The sequence below is a fragment of the Streptomyces sp. NPDC050560 genome, from assembly GCF_044457285.1.
Classification (GTDB): domain Bacteria; phylum Actinomycetota; class Actinomycetes; order Streptomycetales; family Streptomycetaceae; genus Streptomyces.
Map to the genome: position 1 here is coordinate 130,468 of NZ_JBITGT010000015.1, position 20,784 is coordinate 151,251.

18 protein-coding genes and 1 riboswitch are annotated in these 20,784 nt (G+C 74.5%); of the genes, 14 read left to right on the forward strand and 4 right to left on the reverse strand.

The window, feature by feature from the left end:
• The first annotated feature begins 43 nt into the window (after window positions 1–43).
• Both ACIBIW_RS29970 and ACIBIW_RS29975 read left to right on the forward strand, forming a co-directional pair.
• Entirely contained in the window at window positions 44–874 is an 831-nt protein-coding gene (locus ACIBIW_RS29970; protein ID WP_399340484.1) for a carbon-nitrogen hydrolase family protein, read from the forward strand.
• Window positions 871–2,562, forward strand: coding sequence for a flavin monoamine oxidase family protein (locus ACIBIW_RS29975; protein ID WP_399340486.1), 1,692 nt, complete (start codon window positions 871–873; stop codon window positions 2,560–2,562). Before ACIBIW_RS29970 ends, ACIBIW_RS29975 begins: the two co-directional genes overlap by 4 nt.
• A 64-nt stretch (window positions 2,563–2,626) precedes the next feature.
• Here ACIBIW_RS29975 and ACIBIW_RS29980 read toward each other — a convergent pair whose 3' ends face one another.
• The gene (locus tag ACIBIW_RS29980) at window positions 2,627–4,690 is read right to left on the reverse strand and encodes a phosphocholine-specific phospholipase C (protein ID WP_399340487.1); all 2,064 of its coding nucleotides are present in this window, start codon (window positions 4,688–4,690) and stop codon (window positions 2,627–2,629) included.
• Window positions 4,691–5,184: 494 nt separating this feature from the next.
• On the opposite strand from ACIBIW_RS29980, the gene ACIBIW_RS29985 reads away from it, so the two are divergent.
• Window positions 5,185–5,775 (forward strand): DinB family protein, encoded by a 591-nt coding sequence (locus ACIBIW_RS29985; protein WP_399340489.1) that lies wholly within the window; start codon window positions 5,185–5,187, stop codon window positions 5,773–5,775.
• An 85-nt stretch (window positions 5,776–5,860) separates the two neighbouring features.
• On the opposite strand, the gene ACIBIW_RS29990 is transcribed toward ACIBIW_RS29985, so the two are convergent.
• The gene (locus ACIBIW_RS29990; protein WP_399340491.1) at window positions 5,861–7,093 is read right to left on the reverse strand and encodes an MFS transporter; all 1,233 of its coding nucleotides are present in this window, start codon (window positions 7,091–7,093) and stop codon (window positions 5,861–5,863) included.
• 149 nt (window positions 7,094–7,242) lie between these two features.
• On the opposite strand from ACIBIW_RS29990, the gene ACIBIW_RS29995 reads away from it, so the two are divergent.
• The 11 genes from ACIBIW_RS29995 to ACIBIW_RS30045 all read left to right on the forward strand — a co-directional run bounded on the left by ACIBIW_RS29995 (window position 7,243) and on the right by ACIBIW_RS30045 (window position 17,675).
• The gene (locus ACIBIW_RS29995; RefSeq protein ID WP_399340494.1) at window positions 7,243–8,439 is read left to right on the forward strand and encodes an ROK family transcriptional regulator; all 1,197 of its coding nucleotides are present in this window, start codon (window positions 7,243–7,245) and stop codon (window positions 8,437–8,439) included.
• Window positions 8,440–8,606: 167 nt separating this feature from the next.
• Window positions 8,607–8,737: riboswitch (FMN riboswitch) on the forward strand.
• A 138-nt stretch (window positions 8,738–8,875) separates the two neighbouring features.
• Window positions 8,876–9,985, forward strand: a complete 1,110-nt coding sequence (gene ribD, locus ACIBIW_RS30000) for a bifunctional diaminohydroxyphosphoribosylaminopyrimidine deaminase/5-amino-6-(5-phosphoribosylamino)uracil reductase RibD (protein WP_399340496.1) — start codon at window positions 8,876–8,878, stop codon at window positions 9,983–9,985.
• Entirely contained in the window at window positions 9,985–10,656 is a 672-nt protein-coding gene (locus ACIBIW_RS30005) for a riboflavin synthase (RefSeq protein ID WP_399340498.1), read from the forward strand. The genes ribD and ACIBIW_RS30005 overlap by 1 nt, the downstream gene beginning before the upstream one ends.
• Window positions 10,653–11,306: a nicotinamide riboside transporter PnuC gene (locus ACIBIW_RS30010; protein ID WP_399340500.1), complete on the forward strand. Its 654-nt coding sequence runs from the start codon at window positions 10,653–10,655 to the stop codon at window positions 11,304–11,306. The genes ACIBIW_RS30005 and ACIBIW_RS30010 overlap by 4 nt, the downstream gene beginning before the upstream one ends.
• The gene (locus ACIBIW_RS30015) at window positions 11,303–12,697 is read left to right on the forward strand and encodes a bifunctional 3,4-dihydroxy-2-butanone-4-phosphate synthase/GTP cyclohydrolase II (protein WP_399340502.1); all 1,395 of its coding nucleotides are present in this window, start codon (window positions 11,303–11,305) and stop codon (window positions 12,695–12,697) included. Before ACIBIW_RS30010 ends, ACIBIW_RS30015 begins: the two co-directional genes overlap by 4 nt.
• A 61-nt stretch (window positions 12,698–12,758) precedes the next feature.
• Window positions 12,759–13,235, forward strand: coding sequence for a 6,7-dimethyl-8-ribityllumazine synthase (ribH, locus tag ACIBIW_RS30020; RefSeq protein ID WP_399340504.1), 477 nt, complete (start codon window positions 12,759–12,761; stop codon window positions 13,233–13,235).
• A gap of 39 nt (window positions 13,236–13,274) precedes the next feature.
• A complete protein-coding gene (locus ACIBIW_RS30025) occupies window positions 13,275–13,547 on the forward strand; it encodes a phosphoribosyl-ATP diphosphatase (protein ID WP_399340506.1) in 273 nt (90 codons plus the stop codon).
• A gap of 61 nt (window positions 13,548–13,608) precedes the next feature.
• Entirely contained in the window at window positions 13,609–14,457 is an 849-nt protein-coding gene (hisG, locus tag ACIBIW_RS30030) for an ATP phosphoribosyltransferase (protein WP_399340508.1), read from the forward strand.
• Window positions 14,454–14,948 carry a PH domain-containing protein gene (locus ACIBIW_RS30035; RefSeq protein WP_399340510.1) on the forward strand — a complete coding sequence of 165 codons (495 nt, stop codon included), beginning with the start codon at window positions 14,454–14,456 and terminating at the stop codon, window positions 14,946–14,948. The genes hisG and ACIBIW_RS30035 overlap by 4 nt, the downstream gene beginning before the upstream one ends.
• A gap of 271 nt (window positions 14,949–15,219) precedes the next feature.
• The gene (locus tag ACIBIW_RS30040; protein ID WP_399340512.1) at window positions 15,220–16,599 is read left to right on the forward strand and encodes a hemolysin family protein; all 1,380 of its coding nucleotides are present in this window, start codon (window positions 15,220–15,222) and stop codon (window positions 16,597–16,599) included.
• A complete protein-coding gene (locus tag ACIBIW_RS30045) occupies window positions 16,596–17,675 on the forward strand; it encodes a hemolysin family protein (protein ID WP_399340514.1) in 1,080 nt (359 codons plus the stop codon). The genes ACIBIW_RS30040 and ACIBIW_RS30045 overlap by 4 nt, the downstream gene beginning before the upstream one ends.
• A 51-nt stretch (window positions 17,676–17,726) precedes the next feature.
• Here ACIBIW_RS30045 and ACIBIW_RS30050 read toward each other — a convergent pair whose 3' ends face one another.
• On the reverse strand, window positions 17,727–19,604 hold the full coding sequence (locus ACIBIW_RS30050) for an AAA family ATPase (RefSeq protein ID WP_399340614.1): 1,878 nt from the start codon (window positions 19,602–19,604) through the stop codon (window positions 17,727–17,729).
• A 403-nt stretch (window positions 19,605–20,007) separates the two neighbouring features.
• Window positions 20,008–20,691: a uridine kinase gene (locus tag ACIBIW_RS30055; protein WP_399340516.1), complete on the reverse strand. Its 684-nt coding sequence runs from the start codon at window positions 20,689–20,691 to the stop codon at window positions 20,008–20,010.
• Window positions 20,692–20,784: the final 93 nt, after the last annotated feature.

Below are 20,784 nucleotides of genomic sequence, written 5' to 3' on the forward strand. Positions count from 1 at the left end.
GTCACCGGGGGCGACACCCCCGTACCACCACCGAGGTCGCCCCATGCCGACGCTGCGTGCCGCCCTGCTCCAGAGCCAGGGGCGGCCGGGCTCCGTGCCCGCGAACCTGGAACTGCTCGACGCCGAGGCCGCGAGGGCCGCCGCCGCGGGCGCCGGACTCCTCGTCGCCCCCGAACTGTTCCTCACCGGCTACGGCGTCGGCGAGGCGCTGCCCCGGCTGGCCCGCGAGGCCAGGGACGCCGAGGCCGAGGTGGACCGGATCGCCGCCAGGCACCGTATCGCCCTCGCCTGCGGGCTGCCCGAGGAGGACGGCGGCGCGCTGTACAACGCGGCGCGGCTCACCGGGCCCGACGGCCGCCCGCTCGCCCGCTACCGCAAGACCCACCTCTGGGGCCCCTACGAGCACACCTGGTTCACCCCGGGCGACACGGCGCTCGTCCAGGCGCGTCTGCACGGCCTCACCGTCGGCCTGCTGATCTGCTACGACGTCGAGTTCCCCGAGATGGTGCGGGCGCACGCGCTCGCCGGTACCGACCTGCTGCTCGTGCCCACCGCGCTGCCCGCGCCCGGCCGGTTCATCGCCGAGACCCTGGTCCCCGCGCGCGCCTTCGAGAGCCAGCTCCACATCGCCTACGCCAACCGCACGGGGCACGAGGGCGGCTTCGACTTCGTGGGCCTCAGCACCCTGGCGGGGCCCGCGGGACACCCGGGCCCCCGCGCGGGCGCCGCGCCCGAACTGCTCGTCGGCGACGTCGACACCGACGCCCTCGCCGCCTCCCGCACCGCCAACACCTACCTCGCCGACCGCCGCCCCGGGCTCTACCCCGCGGACCGGCAGGACGCCCTTCCCGGACAGGAGGCCCCCGCGCCATGACCGCCACGGTGCCCACCGCCGTACCGCACCCGGGGGAGCGGCCCCCGGTCACCATGTTCGGCCCCGACTTCCCCTTCGCCTACGACGACTTCCTGCGCCACCCCGCCGGGCTCGGCCAGGTACCGGCGACCGAGCACGGCACCGAGGTCGCCGTCGTGGGCGGCGGCCTCTCCGGGCTCGTCACCGCCTACGAGCTGATGAAGATGGGCCTGCGGCCCGTGGTGTACGAGGCCGACCGGCTCGGCGGCAGGCTGCGCACCGTCGGCTTCGACGGCTGCGACCCCGAACTCACCGCGGAACTCGGCGCGATGCGCTTCCCGCCGTCCGCCACCGCCCTCCAGCACTACGTCGACCTGGTGGGCCTGGCCACGGAGCCGTTCCCCAACCCGCTCTCCCCGGCGACCCCCTCCACCGTCGTCGACCTCAAGGGCGTCCCGCACTACGCCCGCACCCTGGACGACCTGCCGCCCGTGTACCGGCGCGTCGCCCGCGCCTGGCAGAGCTGCCTGGAGGAGGGTGCCGACTTCACCGCCATGAACAGGGCGATCCGCGAGCGCGACGCGCCGCGCGTGCGCGACCTCTGGGTGCGCCTCGTGGCCCGCCTCGACAACCAGACGTTCTACGGGTTCCTCTGCGAGAGCGAGGCGTTCGCGTCCTTCCGGGACCGCGAGCTGTTCGGGCAGGTCGGTTTCGGCACCGGCGGCTGGGACACCGACTTCCCCAACTCGGTCCTCGAAATACTCCGCGTCGTCTACACCGAGGCCGACGACGACCACCGTGGCATCGTCGGCGGCAGCTCCCGGCTGCCCCTCGGGCTGTGGGAGCACGCCCCCGACAAGCCCGTCCACTGGCCCCGCGGCGTCACCCTCGCCGAGCTGCACGGCGGCGCCCCGAGACCGGCCGTGACCGCGCTGCACCGCACCGCGGGCAACAGGATCACGGTGACCGACGCGGACGGCGGCATACGCTCGTACCGCGCGGTGGTCTTCACGGCCCAGTCCTGGATGCTGCTCTCCAAGATCAACTGCGCGGACGAGCTGCTGCCCATCGACCACTGGACCGCCGTCGAGCGGACCCACTACATGGAGTCGAGCAAGCTGTTCGTGCCGGTGGACCGGCCGTTCTGGCGCGACCAGGACCCGGTGACGGGCCGCGACACGCTGTCGATGACCCTCACCGACCGGATGACCAGGGGCACCTACCTGCTGGAGAACGGCCCCGACCGCCCCGCCGCCATCTGCCTCTCCTACACCTGGGCCGACGACAGCCTGAAGTGGCTGCCGCTGTCCGCGAACGAGCGCCTTGAGGTGATGCTCGCCTCGCTCGGCGAGATCTACCCGGGCGTCGACATCCGCCGCCACCTCATCGGCGGCCCGGTCACGGTCTCCTGGGAGAACGAGCCGTACTTCATGGGCGCCTTCAAGGCCAACCTGCCCGGCCACTACCGCTACCAGCGGCGCCTTTTCACCCACTTCATGCAGGACCGGCTCCCCGCGGACAAGCGCGGCATCTTCCTCGCCGGTGACGACGTCTCCTGGACCGCGGGCTGGGCGGAGGGCGCCGTGCAGACGGCGCTGAACGCGGTGTGGGGCGTGATGCGCCAGCTCGGCGGCGCCTGCGACCCGACCAACCCGGGGCCGGGGGACGTCTTCGACGCCATCGCGCCGGTCGAGCTGCCGGAGGACTGACCCCGCCCGCCCCGCCCGCGCGGGGAGGCGGCGCGGACGGGGCGGGGACAACGGGGGTCGCCGGTCAGTGCCGGGCGGGGCCCGGGTCGCTGGTGCCGGGGGCGCCGGTCTCGACATGGCCGGCGAGCCGCCGCAGATAGCGGGGGTCCCCGGGGACCCGCAGCGTCACGTCGTACCAGCGGTGGCCGCGCGCCGGGCGCACCCGGTGGCCGAGACTGCCGTGCGCGGGCACCACGAGGCGGGTGCCCGCGGCCCCGTAGGCGTCGTCGAGGACCACGGTGACGGGGGAGCGGCCGTGGTTGGTGAGCGTCAGCCGCAGGCTGCCGCCGCCCGCCGCGTCATGGCGCGCCGTCACCTCGGGCGACCCGGCCGACACGGTGCCGGAGAAGGCGCGCAGGAAGCCTGCCGGGCCGTGCACGGTGAGCGCGTAGCGCCCGCCCGTCGCTTCGGTGCCCCAGGAGCCCTCGACGGTACGGCCCGCGGCGGTGGTGTAGCTGCGCGGCCCCACCCCGGCGTCGTCCGACGTGACCAGGTAGCAGGCGCCCGCGCGCGGGCCCGCCCCGAAGGACAGCGTGACCTTCCCGGTGGCCGCGTCCACGGACCCGTCCACGTGCGGCACGTACGGCAGCGGCCTGGCCGGGCGGGTGCCCGGCTCCTGGCGGGGCATCGCGGGCGTGGCGGGCGGCACCGGCGTGTAGGTGCGGTACTCCTCGGGGTTGGGCGGCCGGTAGCCGTCGGTCGGGGGCAGCGCCGCGGGGTGCCCGCCGCCCTTGCCGAAGTCGAACGTCGAGGTCAGATCGCCGCAGATGGCCCGCCGCCAGGGCGAGATGTGCGGCTCGTGCACCCCGAAGCGGCGCTCCATGAAGCGGATGACCGAGGTGTGGTCGAAGGTCTCCGAGCACACGTAGCCGCCGGTGCTCCACGGGCTGACCACGATCATCGGCACCCGCGCGCCGAGCCCGTAGGGGCCGGTCCTGTGGTCGGCGTCGCCCGGGTACCAGTCGAGGGAGGCGTCCACGTTCGACGCGCCCAGGTCCGGGGTGCCGGGCGGGAACGGCGGCACCACGTGGTCGAAGTAGCCGTCGTTCTCGTCGTACGTCACGAACAGCGCGGTACGGCTCCACACCTCCGGTTCTGAGGTGAGTGCGTCGAGGACCTGGGAGATGTACCAGGCGCCGTGGTTGGCGGGCCAGTTGGGGTGCTCGGAGAACGCCTCGGGCGCGGCGATCCAGGAGATCTGCGGCAGCTTCCCGGCCTTGACGTCGGCGCGCAGCACGTCGAAGAAGCCGTCGCCTGCCTTCGCGTCGGTGCCGGTGCGCGCCTTGTCGTACAGCGGGTCGCCGGGCTTCGCGTCGCGGTACCGGTTGAAGTAGAGGAGCGAGTTGTCGCCGTAGTTGCCGCGCTGCGGGTCGTCGCTGAGCCAGCCCCAGTTGCCGTCGGCGTCGAGGCCGTCGCCGGTGTCCTGGTAGATCTTCCAGGAGACGCCCGCACGCTCAAGGCGCTCCGGGTACGTGGTCCAGTCGTAGCCCGCCTCGTCGTTGCCGAGGACCGGGCCGCCGCCCTTGCCGTCGTTGCCGACGTGGCCCGTCCACAGGTAGTAGCGGTTGGGGTCGGTGGCGCCGAGGAACGAGCAGTGGTACGCGTCGCAGACGGTGAACGCGTCGGCCAGCGCGTAGTGGAACGGGATGTCGGCGCGGGTGACATGGGCCATGGTGCCTGCCCCCTTGGCCGGTATCCACTGGTCCCAGCGCCCGTCGTGCCACGCCTGGTGGCCGCCCTCCCAGTCGTGGTCGAGCCCCGCGATGAACTCCCCGCCGAGGTCGTCGCGGTCGGGGCGGAACGGCAGGATGTCGCGGGTGCCGTCGCTCTGGTGCCAGACCGTTCTGCCGCCGGGGAGGGTGACGGGGCGCGGGTCGCCGAAGCCCCGTACGCCGCGCAGCGAACCGAAGTAGTGGTCGAAGGAGCGGTTCTCCTGCATCAGGACCACGATGTGCTCGACGTCGCGCAGGGAGCCCGTCCGGCGCTGTGCCGGGATGGACGCGGCGCGGGCGATGCTCTGGGAGAGGGCGGAGAAACCGGCGGTCGCCCCTGCGACCCCCAGGAAGCGCCGGCGGTTGAGTTCAGGCACGGAGTACGTCCCTCCAGATCCGGAAGTGGGAACTTCAACGTTCATCGCGCACCCCACCGGCACATGGACCGGCCGCGAACGGCCACCCGACGGCTCACGAACAACGGGCGGCCCCCGCGTGCCACCGGCCCGGTGCCACGGGCGCGGTCTGCCGAAGCGGCAACACGGCTCGCACGGCCGCGGCGGCCCGCGCAGGATCGCGGTACGGCCCGCACACGCACCGCACCGCGGCCCCGGCGGACCGGCACGTACGCCGAACCATGAGCACCAGGAGTACTCATGCCCCGGCGAGCCCCCGAAGGCACCCGCACACCCGTGGCCACTGCCGCAGCGCCGTGGACCCGCCGCCTCGTCCCGCCGCCCGCGGCCGCGTCCACCGGGACGCCGCCTCAACCACCTGGCTCGCCGCGCTGCCCGGCCGGGCGGCCGACCGCACCGGCGCCCCGGCGGAAAACCACGGGAAGCGGCCGCGGGAGCGCTGACATACTCCCCGGATGACGGACCAAGGACCCAAGGACGACCTGCTGCGCTATCTGCGCGCCGGCCGCGACGCCCTGCTGTGGAAGCTCGAAGGACTGGGCGAGTACGACATCAGACGGCCCCTGACCCCGACGGGCACCAATCTGCTGGGGCTCGTGAAGCACTGCGCGGGCGTCGAGGCCGGCTACTTCGGCCATGTCTTCGGACGGCCCTTCCCCGAGCCCCTGCCCTGGATGGAGGACGGCGCCGACGACAACGCCGACATGTGGGCCGCCCCCGAGGAGACCCGCGCGGACATCACCGCCCTCTACGGGCGCGTCGCCGCGCACGCCGACGCCACCGTCGTGGCGCTGCCGCTCGACGCCGAGGGCGAGGTGCCCTGGTGGCGGCCCGAGTCCCGCCGGGTGACGCTGCACCGCATCCTGGTGCACGTGACGGCCGAGACCCACCGGCACGCGGGGCACGCCGACATCGTCAGGGAACTCGTCGACGGCGCCGCGGGCATGACCAAGGGCAACGACAACCTGCCGTCCGGCGGCGAGGACTGGTGGCACGGCTACCGTGACCGCGTCGAGGACGCGGCCCGCCGCGCCGCCGGGAGCTGAACGGCGCGCCCGCGCCCCCGCACTCCCGAGCCCCGCTTCCCCGCGCCCCCGCGCCTCGCGCCCGGCCCCGCCGCCCGGGTCGGCGTCACTCGCCGTCGGCCCGTACGGGCACCGCGGCGCCCGTGGGCGCGGGGTGCGCGCTGCCCGCCTGCCGCAGCACCCGCGCGCCGAAAACGAGGCCGAGCGACAGCACCGTGACGAGGCCGAAGGACACCACGAGGCTGGTCGCCTGGGCGAGATTGCCGATCGCGGAGGGCGCCACGAGGCCCGAGGTGTACGTGATGGTGGCGACGCCCGCGATGGCCTGGCTCGGATTGGGCCCGCTGCGGGCCGCCGCCGCGAACGTCAGCGGCACCACCACCGCGATGCCCAGGCCCATCAGCGCGAACCCGGCCATCGCCACCGGCGGCCCTGGCGCCACCACCACGAGCAGCCCGCCCGCGGTCGCCAGCACCCCGCCCGTCCCCACCGTGCGCACCGCCCCGAAGCGGTCCACGACCCCGTCGCCCGCGATCCTCGCCACCGCCATGGTCAGCGTGAAGCCGGTGGTGGTCGCCGCCGCCAGGGTCTCGGAGCCGTGCAGCACATCGCCCAGGTACACCGCGGACCAGTCGAGGCTGGCGCCCTCCGCGAACACCGCGCAGAAGCCGACGGCACCGATCAGCAGCGCCGAGCGCGGCGGCAGCGCGAAACGCGGCGGCGCCTCCTCGTCCTCGGCGGGGCGCACGTCGAGCACCCAGTGGCAGCACACGAAACCGAGCACCGTCAGCACCGCCGCCGCCAGCATGTGGTGCAGCCGCGCGTCCGAGCCGAGGTTGGTGGCGAGGGTGCCGCCCGCGGAGCCGAGCACCGCCCCCGTGCTCCACATGCCGTGCAGCCCCGACATGATCGACTTGCCCATGCGGTTCTCGGTCTCGACGCCGAGCGCGTTCATCGCCACGTCGGCCATGCCCGAGCACGAGCCGTAGACCAGCAGCCCGGCGCAGAGCGTCAGCATGTTCGGTGCGAGCGACGGCAGTACGAGCGCCAGCGTCCACAGCGCCATCAGGCCGCGCAGCGCGGTGCGCGAGCCGAAGCGGTGGCTCACCCGCCCGGCGAGCGGCATCGCGAGCGCGGCGCCGAGCGCGGCGAACGCCAGCGCCAGGCCGAGCTGCCCCGCGCTCACCCCCGCGTGGTCCTGAATCCACGGCACCCGGGTCGCGAACGAGCCCGTCACCGAGCCGTGCACACAGAACACGGCCGCTATCGCGAACCGCCCCTTCCGCAGCACGCGCCGCCCACCGTCCGGAGGCCCGCCCCTGTCCGACACGCCACTCATCCTCGCCGTCCCTCCCCGTGCACCCCGTCTGCGGTCCGGTGTAAATTATCAGGAAGCCTGCCTGATAGATAGTAGATAAAAAGCCCGCCCCGCGCCGCCGGGTGGAAGGTCCCCGAGGAGGCCGGGGGCCGCTCTGGGAGGATTCCGGCATGCCCGCATCACCGAGCACGGCCCGCGTCATCAACGACCGCCTCGCGCTGAGCCTGCTGGAACGTGAGGGCCCCCTCACGGCGGGGCAGCTCAAGACGCTCACGGGTCTGTCCAGGCCGAGCGTCGCCGACCTGGTCGAGCGCCTCCAGGACTCGGGCCTCGTCACCGTGGTCGGCGAGAGCGGCGCGGCCCGCAGGGGGCCCAACGCCAAGGTGTACGGCATCGTCGCGGACCGCGTCCACCTCGCCGCCCTCGACGTGCGGACCACCGGCGTCACCGCGGTCGTCACCGACCTGCTCGGCGTCCACCTCGCCGAGGCGTCGGTGCCCATGGCCGACGAGATCGGCACCGCGCCCGCCGTGGACCGCGCCGTACGGCTGCTGGAGCGCACCGCACGCAAGGCGGGGCCGCCGCCGCTGCACTGCGTCGGCATCGGCGCGCCGGGGCTCATCGACCCCGCCACCGGGGAGCTGCGCGACACCACCGGGCTGCCCGCCTGGCACCGGCGCCTGGTCGGCGCCCTCCAGCAGCGCGGCCAGGCCCGGATCATCGTCGAGAACGAGACCAACCTCGCCGCGCTCGCCGAGCAGCGCGACGGCGCCGCCCGCGGCCGCGACAGCTTCGTGCTGCTCTGGCTCGGGCACGGGATCGGCGCCGCGCTCGTGCTCGACGGGCGGCTGCGCAGGGGGGCGTCCGGCGGCGCGGGGGAGATCGGCTTCCTGCCGGTGCCCGGCACCGCGGCGGCGCCCCCGGCGACGCTGTGCGACGGCGGCTTCCACTCGCTCGCCGCCTCCGCCGCGATCGTCGAACTCGGCGCCGCGCACGGCCTCACCCCACCGCCGGGGCCCGAGCCCCGGGGCGCCGCGGTCGTCGCGCGGGCCGTCGCCGCGGGAGAGGACCGTTTCCTTGACGCGCTGGCCGAGCGGCTGGCCGTCGGCGTCGCCGCCGTGGCCGCGGTGCTCGACCCCGGCTGCGTGGTACTCGGCGGCGAGACCGGGCTCGCCGGAGGACCGGAACTCGCCGCCCGGGTCGCCCGGCGGCTCGGCGCCATGTCCCCCCTGGCCACCGACGTCAGATCCGGCGAACTCGGCGGCTCGGCCGTGCTCCGCGGCGCCCTGCTCACCGCCAGGGACGCCGCACAGGACGACCTCTTCGGCTCCGTCCCCGCGCTGTCCATGGGCGGCGCCGTCCGGTAGCGGGCACGCCCGCGCGCCCCGGCCCTCGGGACCACTCGGCGCACCGCGGCACGCCGCGGGTACGGCCCCGTACGCTCCGCCCGGCGTGCCAGAGGCCCCGCCCGCGCTGTGAGCGACCCCACATCCGCCCGGCGGGAGGGCGTGGCACACTGATCTCGTAACAGAAGCAGCGCACTCCGGGGTCGGTGAAAGTCCGAACCGGCGGTTAAAGTCCGCGACCCGACCGCAGCCGGCGGCCGGTTGACCAGGTGAAACTCCTGGACCGACGGTGAAAGTCCGGATGGGAGGCAGTGCGCGGCGGGTGGGCGTCCGAGCACGCCGCCGACGAGTGGGCCCCGTGGGGCCGCCGTGGGCGGTGCCGTCCCGGGAGCGCCGTCCGTGACCTCTGTCGTTTCCGACAGGCCCCGGAGTCCATGCCAGCAGGCAGGAGGACCCGGTGGCCACCGCAGCCGAAACAGCCGCGATGCGACGCGCGATCACGCTCGCGTCCCGCGGCCTCGGCCACACCAGCCCCAACCCCGTCGTCGGCTGCGTCATCCTCGACGCCACGGGCGCCACCGCGGGCGAGGGCCACCACCAGCGCGCGGGCGGACCGCACGCCGAGGTCCACGCCCTGCGCGCCGCCGGGGACGCCGCCCGCGGCGGCACCGCCGTCGTCACCCTCGAACCCTGCAACCACACCGGCAGGACGGGCCCCTGCGCCCGGGCCCTGATCGCCGCGGGTGTGGCCCGGGTGGTGTACGCGGTCCCCGACCCCAGCCCGCAGGCCACCGGCGGCGCCGCCACCCTGCGCGCCGCCGGGATCGACGTCGCACAGGGACTGCTCGCCGCCGAGGCCGAGGCGGGCAACGCCGCCTGGCTCACCCACGCCCGCCACGGCCGCCCCCACGTCACCTGGAAGTACGCGGCCACCCTCGACGGCCGCACCGCCGCCGCCGACGGCAGCAGCCGCTGGATCACCTCGGCCGAGGCACGCGCCGACGTCCACCGGCTGCGCGCCGAGAGCGACGCCGTCCTCGTCGGCGCGGGAACCCAGCGCGCCGACGACCCCCACCTCGCCGTCCGCGGCGTCGAAGGCGCCCGGCAGCCGCTGCGCGTCATCGTCGACAGCGCCGCCGGTGCCGCCAGCTCCGTACGGCCGGGGGCGCGCGTCCTCGACGACGCCGCCCCGACCCTGATCGCCGTGGCCGAAGACGGCCCGCGGCCGCCCGCGGGCGCCGACGTACTCCGGCTGCCCAGGGCGGGCCGCGGCCTCGACCTCGCCGCCCTGCTCACCGCGCTCGGCGCCCGCGGCGTCCGCTCCGTCCTGCTGGAGGGCGGCGCCACCCTCGCGGGCGCCTTCGTCGCGGCGGGCGTCGTCGACCGCGTCGTCGGCTACCTCGCGCCCGCCCTGCTCGGCGCCGGGCCCGCCGCCCTCGCGGGAAGCGGCGTCACCACCCTCGCCGACGCGCTCCGCCTCGACCTCACGGACGCCGTACGCATCGGCCCCGACCTGCGCCTCACCGCCACCGTCCCCGTATGCGCCCCCGCGAAGGAGAACGCCTGATGTTCACCGGAATCGTCGAAGAACTGGGCGAGGTCACCGCCGTCGAGACCCTGGGCGACGCCTCCCGCTACCGGCTGCGCGGCCCCCTGGTCACCCAGGGCGCGCGGCACGGCGACTCCATCGCGGTCAACGGCGTCTGCCTCACCGTCGTCGACGTCGAGGGCGACGAGTTCACCGCCGACGTCATGGCCGAGACCCTGAACAGGTCGAGCCTCGCCGCCCTCGCCGTCGGCTCCCCGGTCAACCTGGAGCGCCCCACCCCCGTCGGCGGGCGGCTCGGCGGGCACATCGTCCAGGGCCACGTGGACTCGGTCGGCACCGTCCTGGAGCGTAAGACCTCCGAGCACTGGGAGATCGTCAGGATCGGGCTGCCCGTGCCCGCCGCCCGCTACGTCGTGGAGAAGGGCTCCATCACCGTCGACGGCATCAGCCTCACCGTCGTCGACGCCGGGCCCGATTACTTCACCGTCAGCCTCATCCCCACCACCCTGGCGCTCACCACCCTCGGCACCAAACAGCCGGGCGACCCGGTCAACCTGGAGGTGGACGTCATCGCCAAGTACGTCGAACGCCTCCTCGCCACCCGGGACACCGCCACCCGGGACACCGCCCCCCTCACCGCAGCGGGTGCACAGGACGGCGCCCCGCGCCCCGAGGGGAGTACCAGGTGAACCCCCTGCACTGGCTGAACTCCGAGGCGTTCACCGCCTTCGGCCAGCACATCATCTGGTCCGACATGATCGGCAACACCGTCGGCCTCGTCGCGCTCGCGCTCGGCTGGCTGCGCTCCCTGTGGACCTGGCCCGCCCAACTCCTCTCCGGGGTGGTGCTGGTCGCCGCCAACGTCTCCGTGCACCAGTCCGGCAGCGTCGGCAAGCAGCTCGTCATCATCGTCACCGCCGTGTGGGGCTGGCGGCAGTGGACAAGCGGCCGCCGCCGCGCCGCCGACGGCAGCCTCGCCATCGGCTTCGCCACCTGGCGCGAGCGCGGACTGCTGCTGCTCGCCGCCGCCGTCGGCACCGCGGCCGTCGGCGGCCTCTTCACCGCCTACCCCTCGCTGTCCTGGAACCCCTGGCCCGACGCGTACGTCTTCGTCGGCACCCTCGTCGCGATGGTCGCCCAGGCCCGCGGCCTCGTCGAGTTCTGGTTCGCCTGGCTGCTCGTCGACGCCGTCGGGGTGCCGCTCAACTTCACCAGCGGCCTCGCGTTCTCCGGCCTCATCTACCTCCTCTACGGCGCCCTCGTCCTGTGGGGCATGCGCGACTGGTGGCTCCGCTCGCGCCAAAGCGGCCGTACCGCCCTGGAAGGAGCACCCGCATGACACCCTCCGTCACGGCAGCCCCCGCCCCCCGCCCCACCGGCCCCGAGGGCCGAGGCGGCACCGGCGGCACCGCTCTCGATTCCGTCGAGCGCGCGGTCGCCGACATCGCGGCGGGCCTGCCCGTCGTCGTCGTGGACGACGAGGACCGCGAGAACGAGGGCGACCTCGTCATCGCCGCCGAGAAGATCACCCCCGCCACCGTCGCCTTCATGATGTCCGAGTGCCGCGGCCTGATCTGCGCCCCCATGACCGGCGCGGAACTCGACCGGCTGCGGCTGCCGCAGATGGTCGAGGACAACACCGAGGCGATGCGCACCGCGTTCACCGTCTCCGTCGACGCCGCCCCGGAACACGGCGTCACCACCGGCATCTCCGCCGCCGACCGCGCCACCACCCTGCGGCTGCTCGCGGGCGGCACCGCGCAGCCCGCCGACCTGGTGCGCCCAGGACATGTCTTCCCGCTGCGCGCCAGGGACGGCGGCGTGCTCGTCAGGCCGGGCCACACCGAGGCCGCCGTCGACCTCGCACGCCTCGCCGGACTGCGGCCCGCCGGCGCCATCGTGGAGATCGCCGACGAGGACGGCACCATGCTCAGGCTGCCCCAGCTCCTCGCCTTCGCCAGGCGGCACGGCCTCGCGATCATCTCCATAGCGGCCCTGATCGCCCACCTCGGCGCCCGGCAGACCACCCCCGCGCCCACCGCCCCCGCCCAGGGCAGGGCGCCCCTCCCGCCGCGCGAGCAGGCCGCGCCCGCCGAGGCGCCCACCGTGCTGCGCGAGGCCGAGGTGCGACTGCCCACCGCCGCGGGCGACTTCACCGCGTACGGCTACCGCTCCACCGAGGACGGCGTCGAGCACATCGCCCTGGTCCACGGCGACATCGGCGACGGAGATGACGTCCTCGCGCGGGTCCACTCCGAGTGCCTGACCGGCGACGTCTTCGGCTCCCAGCGCTGCGACTGCGGCCCGCAACTGCGCGCCGCCATGGACCGCGTGGTCGCCGAGGGCCGCGGCGTCGTCGTCTACCTGCGCGGCCACGAGGGCCGCGGCATCGGACTGCTGTCCAAACTGCGCGCGTACGAACTCCAGGAGCACGGCCGCGACACCCTCGACGCCAACCTCGAACTCGGACTGCCCGCCGACGCCCGTGACTACGGCGCGGGCGCCCGTATCCTGCGCGACCTCGCGGTGCGCTCCGTACGCCTGCTGACCAACAACCCCGACAAGGCCGCCGCGCTCGCCGCCCACGGCATCCGGGTCACGGCCCGCGAACCCGCCCCGGTGCGCGCGGGCGAGCACAACCTCCGCTACCTGCGCACCAAGCGCGACCGCATGGGCCACGACCTGCCCTGGCTCGACAGCCCCGCGCTCACCGGCTGCGCCTCCCAGTGAACCCCCGCCGCCCGAGCACACCCCCGCCCCACCACGGAACACCCCACCCCAGGAGCAGCGCATGAGCGGCAAGGGAGCACCCGAGATCCAGGTCACCGCGGAGAGCGGCCTCAGCGTCGCCGTCGTCGCCGCCCAGTGGCACGCCCCGGTGATGGAGGGGCTCCTCGCAGGCGCCCAGCGCGCCCTCGACGCGCTCGGCATCGAGGAGCGCACCGTGGTGCGGGTCCCCGGCTGCTTCGAACTGCCCGTGGCCGCCGCGGCCCTGGCCCCCGCCCACCACGCCGTCGTCGCGCTCGGCGTCGTCATCCGCGGCGGCACCCCCCACTTCGACTACGTGTGCCAGGGCGTCACCCAGGGCCTCACCCAGGTCTCCGTGCAGACCCGGGTGCCCGTCGGCTTCGGCGTCCTCACCTGCGACACCGAGCAGCAGGCCCGCGACCGCGCCGGGCTCGAAGGCTCCGCCGAGGACAAGGGCCACGAGGCCGTCACCGCCGCCGTCGCCACCGCCACCGTGCTGCGTTCCGCCCTTCGGACCTGACGACCGGGGGCGGCACCGGCCGCGTAGAGTGGCGTCATCATGTCCAAGAAGACGTTCGAGGAGCTCTTCTCCGAGCTTCAGCACAAGGCCGTCCACGGCGACCCCGCCACCTCCCGCACCGCGGAACTCGTCGGCAAGGGTGTGCACGCCATCGGCAAGAAAGTCGTCGAGGAGGCCGCCGAGGTCTGGATGGCCGCGGAGCACGAGGGCAAGGCAGCCGCGGCCGAGGAGATCTCCCAGCTCCTCTACCACGTCCAGGTGATGATGGTCGCCCGCGGCATCTCCCTCGACGACGTCTACGCCCACCTCTGACCCGGGCCCCCGGCACCACAGAATCCACCCCGCACCGTCCTCGCACGAAGGAAGACGACCCATGCTGCGCATCGCCGTCCCCAACAAGGGTTCCCTGTCAGGCCCCGCGGCGGAGATGCTCCATGAGGCCGGGTACCAGCAGCGCAGGGAGAGCAAGGAACTCGTCGTCATCGACCCGGTCAACGAGGTCGAGTTCTTCTACCTGCGCCCGCGCGACATCGCCATCTACGTCTCCTCGGGGCGCCTCGACATCGGCGTCACCGGACGCGACCTGCTGATCGACTCGGGCGCCGACGCCGAGGAGATCCTGCCGCTCGGCTTCGCCCGCTCCACCTTCCACTTCGCCGCCAGGCCCGGCACCGTCACCGGCGTCGCCGACCTCTCCGGCAGGACCATCGCCACCTCCTACGAGGGCATCGTCGCGAAGTACCTGGCCGACGAGGGCGTCGACGCCGCCGTGGTGCACCTCGACGGCGCCGTCGAGACCGCCGTCCAGCTCGGCGTCGCCGAGGTCATCGCCGACGTCGTCGAAACCGGCACCTCGCTGCGCAACGCCGGTCTTGAGGTCGTCGGCGAGCCCATCATGCGCTCCGAGGCCGTCGTCGTCCGCAGCACGGGCGCCGACACCGAGCAGCCCAAGGTCCAGCAGTTCCTGCGCCGCCTCCAGGGCGTCCTGGTGGCCCGCACCTACGTGATGATGGACTACGACTGCCGCGCCGAGCACCTGGAGCGCGCCGTCGCCCTCACCCCGGGCCTTGAGTCCCCCACCGTCTCCCCGCTGCACAACGAGGGCTGGGTCGCGGTGCGCGCCATGGTCCCCACCAAGGAGGCCCAGCGGATCATGGACGACCTGTACGAACTCGGCGCCCGCGCCATCCTGACCACCGCGATCCACGCCTGCCGCCTGTGACCGCCGCCCCCACGCCGGCCGCGCCGCCCGAGCTGCCCGTCACCTTCAGGCCCGCCGCCACCCGCGCGGTCCTGCTGGCGGGCGGCGCCGCGGTGTTCGCCGCCCTCACCGTCATCGGGGCGCTGCTGCCCGGCATCGGGCCGGGGGAGCGGGCCAGCTTCGCGGTCTCCGGGCTGCTGATACTCGCCGTGCTCGTGCTGCTCAGCAGGCCCCGGATCAGCGCCGACACCGAAGGCGTCACCGTGGTGAACATCGCCAGCAGCCGACGGGTCGCCTGGCCGGAAATCGTCCGGGTCAATCTGCGCGCGGGCGACTCCTGGGTCTTCCTGGACCTGTCCGACGGCACGAGCCTGCCCGCCCTCGGCATCCAGACCGGCCTGGCCGGGCAGCGCGCCGTGCGCGACGCCCGGGCCCTGCGCGCCCTCGCGGCGGCGCACTCCCCGGCGGGGGCAGGGGACGGCACGACGGCCGAAAACCGCCACGGGGCGTGAGAGCGGGTGCGCCCAGTGTCACCCGGCGCGCGCCGGGAGGCGGATCGGGGACGGTTCGGGGTGTCCGCCCTGCCGCCATTGGCGCACTCTTGACTAATCTGGACGGTGGAGGCGCCGGGTGCGCCTCCGCCCCCTTGGGCGCCGGCCGGCGCGGGGGCTTCCACCTAACCGAGGAGTGACACCCCCCGGCGATGGACGGTTCGTCCTGTAGTACCCGCGCCACCCCCCGACATCCCGCGGAACGCCTCCGCCAGGACGTCCGGGTGGCGGCATGACCATCCCCCTGCTGCTCCTCGGAGCGGCCTTCCTGCTGATTCTCGCCAACGGCTTCTTCGTGGCGGCCGAGTTCGGCCTCGTCACCGTGGAGCGCGCCGACGCCGAGGAGGCCGCGGCGGCCGGCGACCGCCGCGCCCGCACCGTGCTGAAGGCGCTGCGGGAGCTGTCCTTCCAGCTCTCCGGCACCCAGCTCGGCATCACCATCACCTCCCTCGTCGTCGGCATGCTCGCCGAACCGGCCCTCGCCGGTCTCCTGGAGGGCCCGGCCGCCGCGACCGGGCTGCCGGAGGGCGCCGCGTCCGGGGCCGCCGTGGTCGTCGGCATGCTGCTGGCGTCCGCCGCCCAGATGGTGATCGGCGAGCTGGTCCCGAAGAACTGGGCCGTCTCCAGGCCCCTCCAGGTCGCCCGCTTCGTGGTCGGCCCCCAGTACGTCTTCGCGAGAGCGTTCAGCCCGGTGATCTCCGCGCTGAACACCGTCGCCAACCGGCTGGTGCGCGCCCTCGGCGTGGAGCCCGCGGACGAGCTGGCGTCCGCCCGCACCCCCGGCGAACTGGTCTCGCTCGCCCGGCACTCCGCGCAGGCCGGCACGCTGGAACAGGACACCGCGGACCTCTTCGTCCGCACCCTCTCGCTCGGCGGACTGACCGCCCAGCACGTCATGACCCCCCGGGTGAAGGTCAGCGCCCTCCAGTCCACCGCCACCGCGGAGGACGTGATCAACCTCACCAGGGCCACCGGGCTCTCCCGCTTCCCGGTCTACCGCGAGCGCATCGACGAGATCGTCGGCGTGGTCTACCTGAAGGACGCCCTCGCGGTCCCCGGGGAGCGCAGGCTGCGTACGGTCGCCGCCGAGATCGCCCAGCCCCCGCTGCTCGTCCCCGAGACCCTTCCGGTACGGCCGCTGCTCACCAGGCTCCGCAGCGAGCAGCCCATCGCGGTCGTCGTCGACGAGTACGGCGGCACGGCGGGCGTCGTCACCCTGGAGGACATCGTCGAGGAGCTGGTCGGCGAGGTCCGCGACGAGCACGACGGGCACGGCCTGCCCGAGCTGGCCGCCGCGCCGCCCGAGGACGGCCGCCCGACCTGGGAGGCCGACGGGAGCTGCCGGGTGGACACCCTGCGCCGCATCGGCCTCGAAGCGCCCGAGGGCCCGTACGAGACCGTGGCGGGGCTCGTCGCCGACCTCCTCGGCCGCATCCCGGCCCCGGGGGACCGCGCCGAGCTGCCCGGCTGGCGGCTCGTCGTGCGCCGGGTCGAGCACTACCGCGCCGAGCGGGTGCGCCTGGTCAGGTCGGCAGCGGCCGACGGGTCAGGCGAGCAGCCGGGCGGCGCCGCGGGCGCCGCGGCGCCGCAGCGGGCGGAGGCGGCCCGATGACCGTGCTGCGTCTCGTCCTCGCCGCCCTGCTGGTGCTCGTCAACGGCTTCTTCGTCGGCGCCGAGTTCTCCCTGGTGTCCGTGCGCCGCAGCCAGATCGAGCCGCTGGGCACCGCACGCGCCCGGCAGGTGCTGCACGGCCTCGAACACCTGCCGCAGATGATGGCCGCCGCCCAGTTCGGCATCACCGTCTGCTCGCTCACCCTGGGCGCGGTCGCCGAGCCGACCGTCGCCCATGTACTGGAACCGCTGTTCGAGGCGGTCCGGCTGCCCGACGGCCTCGTCCACCCGGTGGGCTATGTCATCGCGCTGGTGCTGGTGGTCTTCCTGCACCTGGTGATCGGCGAGATGGTCCCGAAGAACCTGGCCATGGCCGCCCCCGAGCGCGCCGCGCTCTGGCTGAGCCCCGGGCTCGTGGCCTTCGAGAAGGTCTGCCGCCCGGTCACGGTGGCGCTCGGCGCCTGCGCGCGCGGGGTGCTCAGGCTGTTCCGGGTCGAGCCCAAGGACGAGGTGGAGGCCGTCTTCACCAGCGAGCAGTTGAACCGCCTGGTGGAGGACTCGGGCCAGGCGGGTCTTCTCGACCCCGAGGAGCAGGAGCGCCTTGAGGACGCGCTCGAACTCGGTTCGAGGCCCGTCACCGACGTGCTGCTGGGCCGGGACGCGCTGGTCACCGTGGACCCCTCGGTCACCCCGGCCCGCATCGTGGAGCTGAGCGCCCGCACCGGCTACTCCCGCTTCCCGGTGAGCGGCGAGGGCGGCGCGTTCATGGGCTACCTCCACGTCAAGGACGTCCTGGACCTGGAGGACGGCGAGCGTGCCGTGCCGCAGCGCGTCTGGCGGCCCATGGCCACGCTCTCCGCGGAACTGCCCCTGGACGACGCCCTGACGGTGATGCGCCGCGCCGCGACCCATCTCGCCCAGGTCGCCGACGCCTCGGGGCGGGTACTGGGCCTGGTCGCCCTGGAGGACGTGCTGGAGCTGCTGGTGGGCGAGGTCAGCGACCCGGCCCACCGCGACGAGGCGCCGTCCGCCGCGGTGCCCCGCCCCGACCGCCCGGAGGACGCGATGGCGGGGTGAGCGGCGAACCGCCCCGGGCGCGCCGCGACGGCCGCCCGGGGCGGGGGCGCTTCAGCCTCCCGTCGGCCCCCCGCGCCCGGAGAGCACTTCTCCGTACGCCTGCATCAGGTCGGGCAGCCGCAGGGTCGCGAGGTCGTCGCGGCTCGGGAAGCCGGGGTAGCCGGAGAGCCGCAGGTCGCGGTAGGCGCAGCTCTTCTCGTAGAGGGTGCGCAGAAAGCGGCCGTTGCCCAGCTCGTCGATCCAGCCCTGGTCCACGACGTGCCCGCTGATGGAGCGCAGCTCCTCCAGCGCCTCCTCGTCCCACACGTCGCCGTTCTCCCCGGCAAGCACCTCGCCGATGGCGGTCAGTTCGAGGGGGCGGTACGAGGGGAAGTCGACGCGCGTCGTGAAGCGCGAGGAGAGCCCGGGGTTGGCGGCGAGCAGCCGGTCCATGCCCTCGGGGTAGCCCGCGAGGATCACCACCAGGTGGTCGCGGTTGTCCTCGGCGCGCTTCAGCAGCACCTGGAGCGCCTCGTCCCCGTACGCGTCGCCCTTGCCGTAGCCGGTGTTGGAGAGGGCGTACGCCTCGTCGACGAACAGCACGCCGCCGATGGCCGAGTCGATCAGCTCGTTGGCCTTGACCGCGGTCTGGCCCAGGTACTCGCCCACCAGGTCGGCGCGCTGCGCCTCCACCAGGTGGTCGCCGCCGAGCAGCCCGAGCGCGTAGAAGACCCGGCCCAGGATGCGGGCGACGGTGGTCTTGCCGGTGCCCGAGGGGCCCGAGAAGACGAAGTGCCGCTTGGGCGGCTGCACCGGCAGGCCCTGGCCCGCCCTGAGGCGCGCCATGTTCAGCTGTGCGGACAGCGCACGCACCTGCCGCTTGACCGGTTCGAGGCCCACCATGCGCTCCAGCTCGGCGAGTGCGTCGGCGAGCAGCCCGGGGTCGGCGGGGCCCGCGGGCAGCTCCGCGGGGACCGGCGGCGGGGGCGGCACCTGCGCCTTCTCACGGACCTCGCCGCTCTCCTCCGGTGGCGCGGCCGCGGGGGGCTCCGGCTCGCCGAGCCACAGCTCCCGGCCCTCGATCGCGCCGAACAGCGGGTCGGGGACCTCGGTGGTGTCGGTGGCGCCCGCGAGGTCCTGGCCGACCCCGGCGAGGGCGATCGACGCGAGGTCGGCGCCGTCGTAGCCGTCGCCCTCGGCTATCGCGGCAAGACGCGCCGTGGTGTCCATGAAGGCGGGGTCGACACGGTGCACCGCCCGGTAGAGCGGCAGCGCCGCCGCGCTGCGCCCGGTGCCCTCGTGCGCCCTCGCGAGCCAGTACCGCAGCTCCTTGCGCTGCGGCTGCTCGCTGCGGCAGCGCATCAGGGCCGCCGAGAGCAGCGGCTCCGCCTGCCCGTACATGTCGAGCCTGACGCGGGCCATGCCGCCGAAGAGGCCCGCCTCGATGCCGAGCATGGGATCGTCGAGCAGCGGGTCGGTGTGCCGCACCAACTGCTCCCAGTCCTTGACGAGATAGGCGCGGCAGGCGTGCAGGAACCGCACCTGCCCGTCGGCCTCCACGGGCGGCAGGCCGATCAACGCCCGGTCCAGCTCGGGCACATGGCGGCCGTCGAGCCAGTGGGAGGCGTGCGCGAGCAGCAGGTCGCGCGGCGCTTCGAGCACCGGCTGGACCCACCAGCCCAGCCAGTACCAGGAGTTGAGGGTACGTCGGTGTCTGGCGCGCTGCTCGCCGAAGCGCTCGCGGTGGCGGAACATGTACAGCAGCGCGGTGGCCGTCTCGACGCGCAGCGCGTGCAGCCCGAGCCAGCCGTCGGCCATCCCCGGGTCCATCCGCACCGCGGTCCTGAACTCCTCCTCCGCCTGCGGATAGGCCCCCATGGTGTAGGCGTCGACCCCGCGCAGCCACGCGAGGTCGGCGGGGCCGGGTACGCCCTGCGAGCCGAAGTCCATCACGTCCCCCACAAACCGTGCCCCCGTGGTGTGCCCGGCGGACCGATGCCCGCCGATGTCCGCGCCGAACCGTTGTGCCATGGACGGAAGTTGACGCTCCGCCAGGAAGCGGCGGCCGTCCCTCGGCCGTGCCGAAAGGCATCGTACCTGCGTGACCATGCCCGGCCGTAGGGTGCCGTACGCCCCGAACGGGCCCCGGGAAATCGGCACGGGGACCGGCGGCGGTTACGGTGCGTGATAAGAATCGGATAAAAGGCACCGGGGAAACGGGCGCAAACGGGCAGAACGAAGCCCCCGATCACGGGGGAACAACCGGGGGCTTCGCGTCCTGGAGATCCCTGGGGATCTCGCACTGAGAACGTAAGACCTGGACGCCCCCCGGGTCAAGCCGGTCGGAGGGCACTCACAGGAGCGAGCCCGCGCCCCCTTGTCGCCTCTTGCGCTCGACCTCACTCTCAGTGATGCGTTGGGTGTCTCCCGGGGGGTGCGCGGGCGGGAAATCGGGTCCGGAAAATACGTCGTATCCCCCTGATTCCCCATGGCCGCCCGCCCGACGGCGGATCAGCAGCCGGGCGTACGGGCGCGAGGGGTCCGCGGCGAAGTGCCGCCGCTCCGCCGCCTCCCAGCCGTCCCAGAACGCGTCGAGTGCCGGGCCGTCGCGGCGCCGGCCGCACCGCCACGCCTCGGCCGCTGGCACGTCCATCCACAACTGGCAGGCGAGCGAGGGGCGTAGCGCGCGGCGCCCGGCGCCCACGCCCTCCACGAGCACCACCGGAGCCGCCGGGAGGGGGAGGGGCGTGCGGTAGCGGCGCTCGATCCAGTCGTAGGGCGCGTAGTGCGCGGTGCGCCCCCGCTCGAAGGGTTCGAGCACCTGGCGCCGCAGCCGTCCCGTCCAGCCGAAGGGCTCGGCGTGGGACGCGAGGGAGTCGAGGGGCAGGACGGGGGCGCCGCCGAGCGCCTCGGCGAGCCGCCCGGCGAAGGTGGACTTCCCCGAGCCCGCGTGGCCGTCGACCGCGACGAGGCGCACGGGACCCACGGAGGGCGGCAGCGCGGCGAGTTCCCCCGCCAGGCGGGTCAGGGTGTCCATCGCCTCCCAGGCTACGGCCGCGGGGCGGGGCGCCCCCGCGGGCCCGGCCCCGCGGCCCCGCGCCCCCCCCCCGCAAAAACCCTGGGGGGGCCC